A 13,562-nucleotide genomic window follows, 5' to 3' on the forward strand; every position below is an offset into this window, starting at 1 on the left:
CCCGGGCCACCGGCACGCCCGTGCCCCGCCGGCCGCCCCGCCGCCGCGGGCCCGTGACGGCGGATCCGCCGCCGCTGTTGTAGACCTCTAGGCAGGCACCGAACAGCGGGCACCGAACGGGCAGGCTCCGAACGGGCAGGCTCCGGACCCGCGAGCGCCACCGCCTCGTACCAGATCGGGATGGAGACCGGCGGCCGTCGCGACGAGACGGCGCGATCCGCCCGGCCGCGTTCATGGAGTTGATCTTTCATGGGACTGGGCAAGGGCCGATTACGGCGCACCATCGTGACGACGATCATGGCCGCCGCCCTGGCCGCGGCGGGGCTCGTCACCGGCACGATCACGGCGTCCGGCGCCGCTCTCACGTGCGAGGTCACCTACACCACGGTCCAGTGGGGCACGGGGTCGGGCGGCTTCACGGCGGGCATCACCGTGAGGAACGGCGAGCCGGTCACGAACTGGACGCTGACCTTCACCTTCCCCGGCTCCCAGCGGATCACGCAGGGCTGGTCGGCCCAGTGGAGCCAGTCGGGCGCCCGGGTCACCGCGCAGGGGCGGTCGTGGAGCGGGCCGAGCTTCACCATCGGCTTCAACGGGTCCTGGACCGGGGACAATCCGCCGCCGACGGACTTCGCCGTCAACGGCGTACCGTGCAAGGTCATCCTGGTCCCGAGCCCCAGCCCGTCCCCGTCACCGAGCCCGACGCCCACCCCAACGCCCACGCCCACCCCCACACCGACGCCCACCCCAACGCCGACGCCGACGCCGACGCCGACGCCCGACGTCCCGGTGGACAACCCGTTCGCGGGCGTCACCGGATACGTCAACGCGGACTGGACGGCCAACGTCGAGAGGTCGGCCGCCGCCGCGGGCGGGACGGCCGCCGAGCGGATCCGCGGGTTGAAGACGACCCCCACCGCGGTCTGGCTGGACCGCATCACCAAGGTCACCGGCGGGGCCGGGGTCACCAGGAGCCTGGAGGACCACCTGGACGCGGCGCTGGCGCAGAAGGCCGGCTACATCACCGTCGTGCTGTACGACCTGCCGGACAAGAACTGCTGGTCCCTGGTGTCACCCGCCGAGCTGCACGCCGCCGAGGACGGACTGAACCGGTACAAGACCGAGTTCGTCGACGCCATCGCCGGCATCGTCGGCAAGCCGAAGTACCGTGCGCTGCGCATCGCCGCGATCGTCGAGCCGCGCTCGCTGGCCGACCTCGTCACCGGCAGGCACACCGTCGGCTGCACGGCCGCCGGGCAGTCGGGGGTCTACCAGGCCGGCATCAGGTACGCCCTGGACAGGCTCGCGCCGCTGCCCAACGTCTACACCTACCTCGACGCCGCCCACTCCGGCCTGGTGGGCTGGGACGACGAGTTCCAACCGCTGGCCGACCTGATCACCTCGACCGTGCAGGGGTCGGCGGCCGGAGTCAACGGCGTGGACGGCATCGCGACCAACGTCGCCGACTACATCCCCACCGAGGAGACCTACCTGCCCGACTCGTCGCTGGCCATCAACGGCGTCTCCATCAGGACCAGCCGGTTCATCGACTGGAACCCCTACATCGACGAGCGGGACTACGCCACGGCGATGCGCCAGGCCCTCGTCACCAGGGGCTTCCCCGGCTCCATCGGCATCGTGATCGACACCTCGCGCAACGGCTGGGGCGGGGCGGCCCGGCCGACCTCGGTGAGCGTCTCGGGCGACGTGAACACCTACGTGGACCAGAGCCGCCTGGACCGGCGCCCGTACCGGGCCAGCCCCTGCAACCAGAAGGGCGCGGGGCTCGGGGCCCGGCCGGCGGCCGCCCCGCTGCCCGGCGTCGACGCCTACCTGTGGATCAAGCCGCCGGGCGAGTCCGACGGCGCCGGCGGCCCGGTGCTGCCGCCGGACACCGCCCGGCTGGTCGACCCGATGTGCGACCCCACCGCCATGAACCGGTACTTCCGGAGCGCGCCCACCAACGCCCTGCCGAACGCGCCCGCCGCCGGCGACTGGCACCACGACCAGTTCATGATGCTGGTGGGCAACGCCTTCCCGGCCCTGTGACCCCTCAGGCGCCCGCGCCGCCGGCCCAGGTCACCAGGGGGAAGGGGCCGGTGGCGCCACGACCGGGGGACGGTCGTCGCAGGTGATGGTGTTGGGCAGCTCCCAGGGGGCCAGCCAGGGGCCGGTGGTGCCGCCGCCGTCGTTGCCGCCGAGGTCGGTCAGCGAGAACTCCGAGCCGGTGGCGGGGAACCCGAACGAGCCGCAGTTGTTGACGCCGACCGCGCCGACGTTGCGCGCGTCCACGTTCTCGAACGACGCCGAGCCCTTCACGCGGGCGCTGATCACCGAGGTGCCGGTGCCGTCCACCCTGATGTCCTTGAAGCGCACGTTGTCGATGGAGTACAGGTCCTTCACCGACCACTCGCTCACCAGCATGATCGCGTTGTAGGTGTTGTCGAGGAAGTGGTCCCCGGTCACCTGGATGTCGGCGTCGATGCTCCTCTCCAGGGCGTAGAACCAGATGGCGCCCAGGCCGATGTTCCAGTTGAGCTCGTAGGTGCCGGCCCTGACCGTGGTGTTGTCGGTGACCTTCAGGTGCCCGGCGAACGGCTCGGCGCCGAACCGCGACCCCACCTGGATCGCGCTGCCCTCCCTGATCGGGTCGGCGACCAGGTTGCCGGAGATCGTGGTGTCGGTCCCGCCGTAGACGGCGATGCCGTTGGCCAGCACCGGGGTCTGCACGGTGTTGTGGTCGAAGGTGTTGCGGGCGTTCGCGGTCTTCTCCGACCACATGGCCAGGGCGTCGTCCCCGGAGTTGCGGACGAAGTTGTGCGCGGCGAGCGAGTCGGTGACGCCGGTGTGGAAGTTCAGCCCGTCGGCGATCTGGTCGACGATGACGTTGCCCGTGATCCGCAGGTTCTTCATCGGCCCGTCGAACCACATGCCGACCTTGGTGTGCCGGACGTGCAGGCCCTCGACGGTGGAGTCGCTCAGCGCGCCGCCGACGCCGTTCACCTGGTCGGTGTCGACGCGCTCGCGCACGTCACCCTCGATGGCGAAGCCGGACAGGTGGACGTTCCTGCTGCCGCCGGCCGAGGCGTCCTTGCCGTAGAACCCGACGCCGGTGTGCACCGACCCGTCCGGGGCCGGCGCGCTCAGGGCGACCTCGTGGCCCTTGATGATCGTGTACCAGCTCCCGGCGCCCTCGATCGTCACCTCGTCGACGATGATGTGGCGGTTCACCTGGTAGGTGCCCGGCGGGATGTAGACCTTGAGGTGGTTGCGCCTGGCGAAGGCGATCGCCTTGTCGAACGCGCCCGCGGAGTCGCGGCGGCCGAGCGGGTCGGCGCCGAAGGCCAGCACGTTCGCCGCGACGAGCCGGACGTGCGGCGCTCCCACCAGCTCGGAGTCCAGCAGGTCGATCACCGTCCACGCGGCGGCGCCGCCGGCGGGGGCGGTGAGCCGCACCTTGTCGCCCGCCTTGTAGGTCCTGCCCAGCAGGAGCCGCTGCTCGTCGTAGAAGTGGCTCGGGCGGAACGGCTTGGCGATGGCGGGCGCGGGCGTGGTGGCGGCGGGCACGCAGCCGCACTCGGTGATCCACCAGTCGGGGTGCAGCAGGTCGGCGCCGGGGTCGTTGCTGAAGGGGTACTGGTTGTAGAGCCAGGAGTACTGCGAGGTGAGCGTCAGGGTCTTCTTGGCCCCGCCGTTCACCGTGACGTCCAGCGGCGCGGTGATGCCGCCGCCCGCCGGCGCGTCGGGAATGCTGTAGCGCACGGTGATGGCGTTGGCGGCGCCCGGCAGCGTGAACTCGACGTACCGTCCGGGGGTCAGCCTGACCGCCTTGCGGCCGGACGCCTCGGCGGGCAGCGTGTAGGCGGTGCGGTCGGCGCCGATGAGCGTGCCGTTCGTCGCGGCGTTCTCGGCCTCCTGCTCGGCGAACCGGACATCGGCGCCGCGGCCCGCGACGAGCGCGGGGTCGAGCGCGGCACGGGTCACGGCGGGGGCCGGGACGGCCGTGGCGCGCGTGTCGGCGAGGGCTGAGCCGCCGCCGAGCGCGACGCTGAGGGCGACCCCGGCCGCGGTCGCCGCCGCGACCATCCTCTCGGCCCTTCGCGGTGGCCCGCCGGACGACCTCGTCACGGATCCGGTGATGCTGCGCACCATCGCATGCTCGTTTCTCTCGGGGGGTGAGCGCCCTCCAGAACGCTCCAACGAGCGCCCCTGAGGGTGAGGTGACAGTAGGTCCCCAACCCCTTACGCCACAAGGCCCTGTGAATTACTTTCGTAATCCTGCCGTCTCACTGCAGAAATCTACGGATTTCTTGCGAGCGTTGCCGCAAGCCGAGGCCCCGCCGCGGAGCCTCCCCAGCCCGCCGGCGCGCCCGGAGCCGCTGATCACCGCGGCCTGACCCCGCCTCCGACCCTGTGCTTCAATTCACGGGGCCGGACGAGTTGAGAAGTCGCCAAGCCGGACGGACGCACGAGGAGATCAGGTGAAGGTGCTCGCGGACATCGTGGTGGCGGCGGTGGCGCTGCTGCACGTCTACATCCTCGTGCTGGAGATGTTCCTCTGGACGACTCCCCGCGCGCTGAAGGCGTTCGGCATGGACCGCGAGTTCGCCGAGCGCAGCAGGGCGCTGGCCGCCAACCAGGGCCTCTACAACGGCTTCCTCGCCGCGGGGCTGATCTGGGGCCTGGTCGCCGCCGACCCTGCCGGCTTCCAGGCCAAGGTGTTCTTCCTGGTCTGCGTCGCCGTGGCCGGAGCCTACGGCGCGGCCACCGCGAGCCGCAGGATCCTGTTCGTGCAGACCGTTCCCGCGCTGGCCGGCCTGGTCCTGGTGCTGCTCGCCCACTGAGCCGCCCGGTGCGGGCCGCCGAGCCTCAGCCGAACCTCCGGAACGTAGGCCGCCGGCCGCGCACGGCGGGGCGTCGGGGAAAGGTGCGCAGGTTCTCCTGCTCCGGGCCGGTCCCCGGCTCTCGTACGATGACTTCGTGCGCGCCCTCCTTCGCTCGGTGTGGGACGAACCCCGCGCCCCGGATCCGCCGCGACGGGTGTGGCGTGACTGGGCGCTGGTGGGCGTGCTCGTGCCGCTCGCGGTGCTCGAAGGAGTCGTGCGGCCCGACCTGCCGTGGCGGGCCGTCTCGGTGGCCGTCACCCTGGGGCTGGCGCCCACGCTGCTGTGGCGCCGCACCCGGCCACTCCTGATGATCATCATTGTGTTCGGCACCACGAACGTGGCCCCGCTGTTCACCGGCGGCGAGGCCCCGGAGACCTACACCCTGGCCTACCTGCTGTGCGTGGTGTACGCGCTGTTCCGGTGGGGCTCCGGCCGCGAGGCCGTGATCGGGACGCTGGTCATGCTGGCATCGATCGCCATCGCGCTCGCGACCCACCGCATGGCGTCGGGCGACGCGGTGGGCGCGCTCGCCGTCATGTGCGCGGCCACCGCCCTGGGCGGCACGTTCCGCTACCGGACCACGGCGAGGATGCGCGAGCTGGACCAGGTCAAACTCCTCGAACGCGAGCAACTGGCCCGCGACCTGCACGACACCGTCGCCCATCACGTCTCGGCGATGGCCATCCGCGCGCAGGCGGGCCTGGCCACGTCGGCCTCCCGCCCGGGCGCCGCGACCGAGGCGCTGCAGGTGATCGAGGCCGAGGCGGCGCGCGCCCTCGACGAGATGCGCGCCATGGTGCGCGTCCTGCGCCGTGACCGGCCCGCCGACCTGGCCCCCGGGCGGCGCGTCACCGATCTCCATGAGCTCGCGGACCCGGGCGGCAACGGCCCGTCCGTCGACGTCGAGATGGCGGGCGACCTCGACGACGTCCCCCCGTCGGTGGGAGCCGCGATCTACCGTCTCGCCCAGGAGTCGGTCACCAACGCCCTGCGGCACGCGCGTAACGCCACCCACGTGCAGGTCCGCGTCACCGCCGACGACACGACGGTCCGCCTGCGCGTGCACGATGACGGGGACACCAGCCTGATACGCCCCTCCGGCTCGCCCGGGTACGGGCTCATCGGCATGATCGAGCGCGCCGACCTGCTCGGCGGCGCCTGCGTGGCCGGCCCCGATCCCGAGGGCGGCTGGACGGTGGAGGCCACACTGCCGCGCAAGGGGTCGGCGGCGTGACCGTCCGGGTGCTCGTCGCCGACGACCAGGAGATCGTCCGCACCGGGCTCGCGATGATTTTGGACGCCCAGCCGGGCATCGAGGTCGCCGGCCAGGCCGCCGACGGGCGGCGGGCCGTCGAGCTCGCGCGGCGTCTGCGCCCCGACGTGTGCCTGTTCGACATCCGCATGCCCGGCCTCGACGGCATCGAGGCCACGCGCCTGCTCGCCGGCCCTGGCGTCCAGGACCCCCTCGCCGTCGTCGTCATCACCACGTTCGACCTCGACGAGTACGTCTACGCCGCTCTGCGGGCCGGCGCCCGGGGCTTCCTGCTGAAGAACGCCGGGGCGGAGCTGCTCGCGCAGGCCGTCCACGCCGCGGCCGCCGGGGACGCGCTCATCGCGCCGAGCATCACCGCGCGGCTGCTGGAGACCTTCGCCCGCACCGGGCCGGCCTCACCGCCGGTGCGGCCCATCGAGACGCTCACCGACCGGGAGGAGCAGATCCTGGTCACCGTGGCGAGCGGACTGACCAACACCGAGATCGCCGACCAGCTCCACATCTCGCTCAGCACCGTCAAGTCCCACATCGCCAGCCTGATGGCCAAGCTCGGCGCCCGGAACCGCGTCGAGATCGCCATGTGGGCCTATGAGACCAACCGCGTGCCCTTCACCGGCCGGCGGGACGATCCGCGAGGACGGCGCTAGACCGCCGCCGGAGCCCGGCCGGCCTTCCGCGGATCACCCATTCGGCCACGGCGAGGTTGAGCACCCAGGCGGCGCCCAGCAGCAGCGCCCGCGGAAGCTCCGCCGGCATGCCGGCGACCAGGATGTAGGGCAGCTGGGTCACGGCCTGCGTTCCCGCGCCCATGCCGATCGCGTAGCCGCGGATCATCCAGGCGCGGTGCCCGGGGAAGTCGCGCCGCCGGATCGCGGCGAACCCCACGACGATGGAGCCGAGCATGGCCGTCCCGAACACGACGCGGAAGACGGCCAGCAGATCGCCGTCCCCCTCGGGCCGCGGGTAGAACAGGGTCATCCACAGGCCGGAGGCCGCCGCGACCAGCCCGCAGACGACCAGCAGCCGCCCGGCGGCGCGATGCCACCGCGGCCGCCGCCGCCGGAATCCGGGGGCGAACTGGAAGGCGCCGAGGACGCTGTACAGGGTGACGCCGACGATGTGCAGCATGACCGGCACGGGCGCCGCGAAGAAGCGCGCGTTCTGCGGTGTGACCGCCGCGCCGCCGGTCAGCTCGGTCATGCGGACGGCGCCGGCGATCACCGGAACCGCGCTGAGCAGGAGCAGCGAGACGGGGAGGAGCCACCGCGCCCTCGGGCGGGAGGCGGTGGCATTGGCGGTGGCGCTGGCGGAGGCGGAGGTCGCCGGGCCGCTCCGGCCGGCCACCGGCCTGCGGCTCGGCGGCGACTGCGGGAACGGGGGGCGCACCGTCGGACTGTCGTGGGTCATGAGCCGATGGTGCAGGTGGGAGTGATGGCGGCTCATCGGCGGACCGGTCCGACTCCTCCCGGCCGTTCGTCCATCGAACGGGCGTACTTTCGGCTGATGAGCCCGCTGATCGCGCTTCTTACATTGATCCTGCCCCTTCGTGGATGAGGAGAATGTGATGAAGGCCTTCGTCCTGCGCTCGTACGGCTCCCCCGGCGACCTGCGCCTCACCGATGTGGACAGGCCCGTGCCCGGCGACGGCGAAGTGCTGGTCCGGGTGCGCGCCACCTCGGTCCAGCCCTACGACTGGCACCACATGAGAGGCCAGCCGTACGTCGCGCGCCTGATGGGCGGCACCCTCGGACCGCGCGGGCCGAAGATCGACATCCTGGGCGCCGACATCGCGGGGCAGGTCGAAGCGGTCGGCGCGAACGTGACGAAGTTCCGTCCCGGCGACGAGGTGTACGGGATGCCCAAGCGGGGCGGCTTCGCCGAGTACGTGTGCGTCCGGGAGGACGAGCTGGCGCCCAGGCCGCACGGTCTGTCCTTCGAGCAGGCGGCGGCGGTGCCGATGGCCGCCTGCACCGCCCTGCTCGGCCTGCGCGACGCCGGACGGATCGAGTCCGGGCACAAGGTGCTCGTCAACGGCGCCTCCGGGGGCGTCGGCACCTTCGCGGTGCAGCTCGCCCGGGCGTTCGGCGCGAAGGTCACCGGCGTCTGCGGCCCGCGCAACGCCGATCTGGTCCGCTCGATCGGCGCGCAGGAGGTGATCGACTACACCCGGCAGGACTTCACCCGGAGCGGGCAGCGTTACAACCTGCTGCTCGACAACGCGGGAGGCCGCTCGGCGACGGCCTGCCGCCGGGTGCTGACGCCCGGGGGGACCCACGTCGTCGTCGGCGGGCCGGCGGGCCGGTGGCTGCAACCGGCCGGCCACGCGTTCGCGACGCTGGCCCTCGGCCCGTTCGTCCCCCAGCGCGTCGTCCTGGCCGACGTCGTCGGATGCCCGGACATCCGCAGCAGGCTTCTGACCCTGACCGAGCTCATCGAGGCCGGAAGCCTCACCCCGGTCATCGACCGCCGCTACCCGTTCGAGCAGATCCCCGACGCCATCGCCTACGCCGAGGAAGGCCACGCCACCGGCAAGATCGTCATCACCGTCGGCGGCTGACTCCGCGACGCCGCTGTTCCGCCGCTACCGAGGAGCACGATCGGCGGAGAACCGGGAGCTCGTCACGGCCGGCGAGCGGCGGCAGGCCGTCCGGGAACGGGCGGTCATGACCGTTCCCCTCTGGCATGCTGGAGCGACGGCGACCAGAAGGAGATCAGCGATGGCCCATCCCCTCGGCACGCGGCCCGCGGTCCGGCGCACGCCTCTCGACGCGGACGAAAGAGCTCGCGGCGAGGCGAACTTCGCCCCCTACGTCGCCGAACAACTCCTCGCGCACGGACGGTTCCGGGTGAGCGCCGACACCGAGGAGATGGTGGAGCTGTTCCAGGCGGTCGCCCGCAGAGTGGGCGAGATGCTTAAGCGCCCCGTGGTCAGCTACGCCAACGGCAGGTACCTCGTGATCGCCTTCGCCCAGCAGTCCTCCCACCTGACCGGCGAAGACACCCCTCCGACCCTGGAGTGACCGCCGAGCCTCGCAGGACGCCGGCGTGACCGCCCGGCCTCCCGGGAGACGGGGCGACCCTCGAACGTCACAGGAGACGAGGTGGCCGGGGAGCGTCACCGGCCACCTTTCTCCTCCGCGCAAGGCAGGTGAGCCGGGCGACTCGCGCCCGGCGGTCACCATGGTGCGGGATACGGCTGGTGCGGCGTGCGGGGGATAGGACAGATTGGTCCCATGGAACGCCAGATGATCAGCCGTCTCGCCCATCGGGACCATCCCATCGCCGCGCCGGTCTCGGGCGCCCACGTGACCCGGCTGCTGCGCCGGGCCCGGCTGCCCGAGGGGGCGCGGATCCTCGACCTCGGCTGCGGGGAGGCGGCCTGGACGCTGCGGGCGCTGGCGCTCTACGAGGACGCGACCGCCGACGGCGTCGACATCTCCGCCGACGCGATCAAGGCGGCCGAGGGGCACGCGGAGATGCAGGGCGTCTGGGAGCGCATCCGGCTCCACGAGCGGCCGGCCGCCGACTTCCCCGTGGCCGAGCGGTACGACCTGGTGATCTGCGTGGGAGCGACGCACGCGTTCGGCGGGCTCAAGCCCACCGTCGGCCACGTGCGGCGCTACCTGAGGCCGAACGGCCTGGCGCTGGTCGGCGAGGCGTTCTGGGAGCGGGAGCCGACGCCCGAGGCGCTCACCCGGCTGGGCGCCGAGCCGTCGGAGTGGCTGGACCTGCCAGGTACCGTCGCCGCCGCCGAGGCCGCCGGTTTCGACACCGTCTACGGCTACACCAGTGATCTGTCCGAATGGGATGACTACGAGTGGTCCTGGACGGGGACCCTGCTGCGCTGGGCCAACGAGAACCCCGGCCCGGACGCCGAAGCGGTTCGCGCGACCGCTCTGGAGCACCGCGACATGTGGCTGCACGGCTACCGCGGAATCCTCGGCTTCGTCACCCTTCTCCTCCAGCGAACAGGCTGACCATCCGCTGGGCGGCCTCCGGCCGGCGACCGCTCACGCCGGCGCGCCGAACGGCTTCGCGACCCGCCCCAGGCCGGCCGCGACCCGGACCAGGCCGGCACCGCGAGGAGGGGCGACGTGGTACGCCCGGGCCGCGTCCCTGCGGGGACACGGCCCGCGGCCTGGCGGGTCGGCCTCGCCGCCGGATCAGGGCCTGAGAGACGGCCGACGCCGCTGCCGTGTCGACGTCACCACCGATCCGCCGGAAGGTACCGGGAGGACTCAGCGTTGGTAGAGGTTCCAGTTGGTGGGCGTCTGCTCGCAGTAGTACCAGTCGCCGGAGTGCCCTTCCTCCTGGGCCTTCTTCTGCTCGAAGTAGTTCTCCACCGCGTGGCAGAAGATCCCGCCGGCCTCGGAGTTGGCGAAGGTGCTGATCAGCGTGGCCGCGTGCGCCGGGGCGGAGAGCAGGCCGGCGCCTGCGGCGGCTGCGGCCACGACGACGGTGACGCGTGTTCTGAGGTTCACAACTCGACTCCCATCGATCGGGTGTTGGACGCGGTCCGGGGCCCACGGCGAGTTGATCTCGTACCGCCGACTGTAGGGCCCGCCATAGAGGGCTCCCTGGATCTTGTGAACCACGGTTCAGCAGGGCCACCGACAGGCCGCGATCCTGCGCTATGCGCGGCGGAAGGCTCCTGCGGTGGTTCGGGGAATCCCCAGGTGAGCGACGGCGATGGCTCCTGACCGCGTCCCTGAGCCGTCGGCCGGCGGGGTGGCCGGGGACGGTGCGCGGCGGGCATGCCTGTGAAACTTGCAGAAATGGCGGGGGCCGGCCGCGCATACCCGAGCCGAGGTGTTCCACGGGTTCATCACCGCGTCCGCCAGGGGCGGGCATCGGACGGTGGACGTTCCGGGCATCTTGATCGCGACGAAGCCCCCCATCGCGACGCGACGGTAATGCAAACTTCAAGCATGGGCGACGAGCGGTCAGCGGCCAGGGAGCTCGGCATGTTCCTGCGCTCGCGGCGCGAGAGGACGACCCCGCAGGACCTCGGGCTGGAGCCCGGTCCGAGACGGAAGGTCGAAGGACTCCGCCGGGAAGAGGTCGCGGCTCTGGCCGGGCTGAGCACCGACTACTACCAGCGCCTGGAACAGGGCAGGAGCGCGCGCCCCTCCGACGCGGTGCTGAACGCGATCGCCGACGCGCTCGATCTGGACGAGGTGGACCGACGTCACCTGATGAGGCTGGCGCAGCTCGCGCGCAGGCCCCGGCCGCCGGCCCGTCGTGCGGCGGACCGGGTGCCGAGGAACACCAGGCTGCTGCTGGCGGCGATAGACCTGCCGGCGTTCGTCGCCACCCGGCACCTGGACATGCTCGCATGGAACGACCTGGCCGCGGCGCTGCTGGGCGACCCCCGCGCGTTCCCACCGGACCGGCGCAACGTGCTCCTCTCCCTGTTCCATGAGCATCTCCAGCTCGGGTGCCCGGAATGGGAGGCCATGGCGTTGGACTACATCGGCATACTGCGCGCCGCCGTCTCCGCCGACCCCGATCACCCGCGGGCGGTCGAGGTCGTGACCGAACTGAGCGTCAGCAGCCCCGAGTTCCGCCGGCTGTGGGAACGACACGACGTCAGGGAGGCCGTCCACGGCGCCAAGACCTTCCCGAACCCACGCGTCGGGGACATCGCCGTCGAATGGGACGCCTACCCGCTGCAACCCCCGCCCGGACCGCTGCTGATCGTCTTCACCCCCGAAGCCGGGCATGAGGAGCGATTACGCCTCCTGAAAGTGATCACAGCGGCCGGCGAGGACCGTGACCCGTACGCCGCACTCTCCGAGGAACCCGCGGAACCGGCCCGGTAACGCCTCGTCCGCGGCGGGAGCCATGCCGTGCCGGTTCAGCGGACCTGCTTCCCGTCCCCTTCCGAGCCGGGCCGCAGACCGGCCATGAGGAGGTCGAGCAGGCGGGCGGCCTGGTCGTGCCGCTCCGGCTCGCCGGCGATGAGGGAGATCCCGCCGAGTGCCATCATCACGTCCAGCGCGGCGACGTCCGGCCGGAGGCGTCCGGCGGCGGCACCGGCCGCGAGCAGGTTCGCGAGCGCGCCGGTGATCAGGCCGCGGGTCTCCAGCCGCTGGTCCTCGTCGGTGCCGAGCGCGGCCTTGAGCGCGTCCGCCATGCCGCGCTTCTCGGCGAGGAAGCCGAGGAAGGCCTCCATCCAGGCACGCAACGCCGTGACAGGCGGGTGCCGTGCGAGCAGGTCGGGCACGGTGTCGCAGATGCGGTCCACCTCACCGCGGTAGACGGCCCAGACCAGGTCCTCGCGGGTGGCGAAGCGCCGGTAGAGCGTGCCGATGCCCACGCCCGCGTCCTTCGCGATCTCCCTGAGCGAGGCGTCCGCGCCGTCGCGGGCGAACGCCCGGGTGGCGGCCGCCAGCACCCGGTCCTGGTTGACCTGCGCGTCGGCGCGCATGCGCCTGGCCGCCTTCTCCGTCACCGACCCCTCCCACGCTTGCAAGCGGAGCATGCTCCGCATATGGTGAGGGCGCTATGCGGACGGTGCTCCGCTTAAGATCCTACCGAAGGACGGACCATGACGGCACCACTGAAGGGCACGGTCGCCCTCGTCACCGGCGCGAGCAGCGGAATCGGCGCCGCGACGGCTCGCACCCTGGCCGCCGGCGGCGCCTCGGTCGCCGTGCTGGCGCGACGCGGCGACCGGCTCCGCGCGCTCGCGGACGAACTGCGGGCCGACGGCACGACGACGCTCGTCCTGGAGTCGGACATCACCGACCGGCGGCAGGCGGAGGCGGCGGTCGAGCGCGTCGTCGCCGAACTCGGCCGGCTCGACACGGTGGTCAACAACGCGGGTGTCATGCTCACCGGCCCCGTCGCGGAGGCGCCCGCGCAGGAGTGGGACCGGATGCTCGCGGTCAACGTCGAGGGCCTGCTGCACGTGACGCGCACCGCGCTCCCCCATCTGATCGACGCCGCGCAGGACTCCCCTCGCCAGGTCGCCGACCTGGTCACGATCAGCTCCACGGCGGGCCGGGTCGCCCGTGCCGGAACCGCGGTCTACAGCCTGACCAAGTTCGGCGTGACCGCGTTCTCCGAATCGCTGCGGCAGGAGTTGCAGCCGAAGCGGGTGCGCGTCGGCGTGGTGGAGCCCGGCACCGTCGACACCGAACTGGCCACCCACCTGCGCGACGGCGTACGCGAAGCGGTCGCCCGGCAGCTCGGGGACATGGAGAAGCTGAGCCCGCAGGACATCGCCGACGCCGTGTCCTACATGGTCACCCGCGACAGGCGCGTCGCCGTCAACGAGATGCTCGTCCGCGCGGCGGACCAGACCTGGTGAGACCCCCGTCCACGCCGCTCACCGCCGGCCGTCGGCCTGGTGGGCGCGCGCCCTTCGCTCGGCCCGTGCCGCCGCCCCCTACCCGTCA

The 13,562-nt window shown here is 72.4% G+C and carries 13 protein-coding genes; 9 read left to right on the forward strand and 4 right to left on the reverse strand.

The genetic code is table 11. From position 1 onward, the window contains the following. Positions 1-249: 249 nt before the first annotated feature. A complete protein-coding gene (locus ABZU32_RS04970; protein WP_354917234.1) occupies positions 250-2,049 on the forward strand; it encodes a glycoside hydrolase family 6 protein in 1,800 nt (599 codons plus the stop codon). 30 nt (positions 2,050-2,079) lie between these two features. Here ABZU32_RS04970 and ABZU32_RS04975 read toward each other — a convergent pair whose 3' ends face one another. Next, entirely contained in the window at positions 2,080-4,086 is a 2,007-nt protein-coding gene (locus ABZU32_RS04975) for a glycosyl hydrolase family 28-related protein (protein ID WP_354917237.1), read from the reverse strand. A gap of 395 nt (positions 4,087-4,481) precedes the next feature. On the opposite strand from ABZU32_RS04975, the gene ABZU32_RS04980 reads away from it, so the two are divergent. The 3 genes from ABZU32_RS04980 to ABZU32_RS04990 all read left to right on the forward strand — a co-directional run bounded on the left by ABZU32_RS04980 (position 4,482) and on the right by ABZU32_RS04990 (position 6,806). Further along, positions 4,482-4,844 carry a DUF1304 domain-containing protein gene (locus ABZU32_RS04980; protein WP_354917240.1) on the forward strand — a complete coding sequence of 121 codons (363 nt, stop codon included), beginning with the start codon at positions 4,482-4,484 and terminating at the stop codon, positions 4,842-4,844. A 136-nt stretch (positions 4,845-4,980) separates the two neighbouring features. Further along, positions 4,981-6,120 (forward strand): histidine kinase, encoded by a 1,140-nt coding sequence (locus ABZU32_RS04985; protein ID WP_354917243.1) that lies wholly within the window; start codon positions 4,981-4,983, stop codon positions 6,118-6,120. Next, a complete protein-coding gene (locus tag ABZU32_RS04990; RefSeq protein ID WP_354917246.1) occupies positions 6,117-6,806 on the forward strand; it encodes a response regulator transcription factor in 690 nt (229 codons plus the stop codon). The genes ABZU32_RS04985 and ABZU32_RS04990 overlap by 4 nt, the downstream gene beginning before the upstream one ends. Here the strand turns inward: ABZU32_RS04990 and ABZU32_RS04995 are convergent. Further along, positions 6,769-7,566 (reverse strand): DUF2306 domain-containing protein, encoded by a 798-nt coding sequence (locus tag ABZU32_RS04995; protein ID WP_354917249.1) that lies wholly within the window; start codon positions 7,564-7,566, stop codon positions 6,769-6,771. The two genes, ABZU32_RS04990 and ABZU32_RS04995, sit on opposite strands and share 38 nt — an antisense overlap. Positions 7,567-7,723: 157 nt before the next feature. Between ABZU32_RS04995 and ABZU32_RS05000 the strand changes: the two genes are divergently transcribed. From ABZU32_RS05000 to ABZU32_RS05010, 3 genes are all read left to right on the forward strand, one after another. Beyond that, positions 7,724-8,716, forward strand: coding sequence for an NAD(P)-dependent alcohol dehydrogenase (locus ABZU32_RS05000; RefSeq protein ID WP_354917252.1), 993 nt, complete (start codon positions 7,724-7,726; stop codon positions 8,714-8,716). A gap of 160 nt (positions 8,717-8,876) precedes the next feature. Next, positions 8,877-9,179: a hypothetical protein gene (locus ABZU32_RS05005; RefSeq protein WP_354917255.1), complete on the forward strand. Its 303-nt coding sequence runs from the start codon at positions 8,877-8,879 to the stop codon at positions 9,177-9,179. Between the two features lie 213 nt (positions 9,180-9,392). Then, positions 9,393-10,136, forward strand: a complete 744-nt coding sequence (locus tag ABZU32_RS05010) for a class I SAM-dependent methyltransferase (RefSeq protein WP_354917258.1) — start codon at positions 9,393-9,395, stop codon at positions 10,134-10,136. A 261-nt stretch (positions 10,137-10,397) separates the two neighbouring features. On the opposite strand, the gene ABZU32_RS05015 is transcribed toward ABZU32_RS05010, so the two are convergent. Further along, a complete protein-coding gene (locus tag ABZU32_RS05015) occupies positions 10,398-10,640 on the reverse strand; it encodes a hypothetical protein (protein WP_354837919.1) in 243 nt (80 codons plus the stop codon). 447 nt (positions 10,641-11,087) lie between these two features. On the opposite strand from ABZU32_RS05015, the gene ABZU32_RS05020 reads away from it, so the two are divergent. Beyond that, the gene (locus ABZU32_RS05020; RefSeq protein ID WP_354837917.1) at positions 11,088-11,981 is read left to right on the forward strand and encodes a helix-turn-helix transcriptional regulator; all 894 of its coding nucleotides are present in this window, start codon (positions 11,088-11,090) and stop codon (positions 11,979-11,981) included. Positions 11,982-12,016: 35 nt separating this feature from the next. On the opposite strand, the gene ABZU32_RS05025 is transcribed toward ABZU32_RS05020, so the two are convergent. Further along, positions 12,017-12,643 carry a helix-turn-helix domain-containing protein gene (locus tag ABZU32_RS05025; RefSeq protein ID WP_354917261.1) on the reverse strand — a complete coding sequence of 209 codons (627 nt, stop codon included), beginning with the start codon at positions 12,641-12,643 and terminating at the stop codon, positions 12,017-12,019. 66 nt (positions 12,644-12,709) lie between these two features. Between ABZU32_RS05025 and ABZU32_RS05030 the strand changes: the two genes are divergently transcribed. After that, on the forward strand, positions 12,710-13,474 hold the full coding sequence (locus ABZU32_RS05030; protein WP_354917264.1) for an SDR family NAD(P)-dependent oxidoreductase: 765 nt from the start codon (positions 12,710-12,712) through the stop codon (positions 13,472-13,474). Positions 13,475-13,562 lie beyond the last annotated feature (88 nt).

Origin of the sequence: Sphaerisporangium sp. NPDC005288 (genome assembly GCF_040607475.1) — a bacterium.
GTDB lineage: Bacteria > Actinomycetota > Actinomycetes > Streptosporangiales > Streptosporangiaceae > Sphaerisporangium > Sphaerisporangium rhizosphaerae.

Bases quoted from the DNA above. Each gene is read 5' to 3' on its own strand.
- ABZU32_RS04970 (WP_354917234.1), top strand. From the start codon at position 250: ATGGGACTGGGCAAGGGCCGATTACGGCGCACCATCGTGACGACGATC.
- ABZU32_RS04975 (WP_354917237.1), bottom strand. From the start codon at position 4,086: ATGGTCGCGGCGGCGACCGCGGCCGGGGTCGCCCTCAGCGTCGCGCTC.
- ABZU32_RS04995 (WP_354917249.1), bottom strand. From the start codon at position 7,566: ATGACCCACGACAGTCCGACGGTGCGCCCCCCGTTCCCGCAGTCGCCG.
- ABZU32_RS05000 (WP_354917252.1), top strand. From the start codon at position 7,724: ATGAAGGCCTTCGTCCTGCGCTCGTACGGCTCCCCCGGCGACCTGCGC.
- ABZU32_RS05005 (WP_354917255.1), top strand. From the start codon at position 8,877: ATGGCCCATCCCCTCGGCACGCGGCCCGCGGTCCGGCGCACGCCTCTC.
- ABZU32_RS05010 (WP_354917258.1), top strand. From the start codon at position 9,393: ATGGAACGCCAGATGATCAGCCGTCTCGCCCATCGGGACCATCCCATC.
- ABZU32_RS05020 (WP_354837917.1), top strand. From the start codon at position 11,088: ATGGGCGACGAGCGGTCAGCGGCCAGGGAGCTCGGCATGTTCCTGCGC.
- ABZU32_RS05025 (WP_354917261.1), bottom strand. From the start codon at position 12,643: ATGCTCCGCTTGCAAGCGTGGGAGGGGTCGGTGACGGAGAAGGCGGCC.
- ABZU32_RS05030 (WP_354917264.1), top strand. From the start codon at position 12,710: ATGACGGCACCACTGAAGGGCACGGTCGCCCTCGTCACCGGCGCGAGC.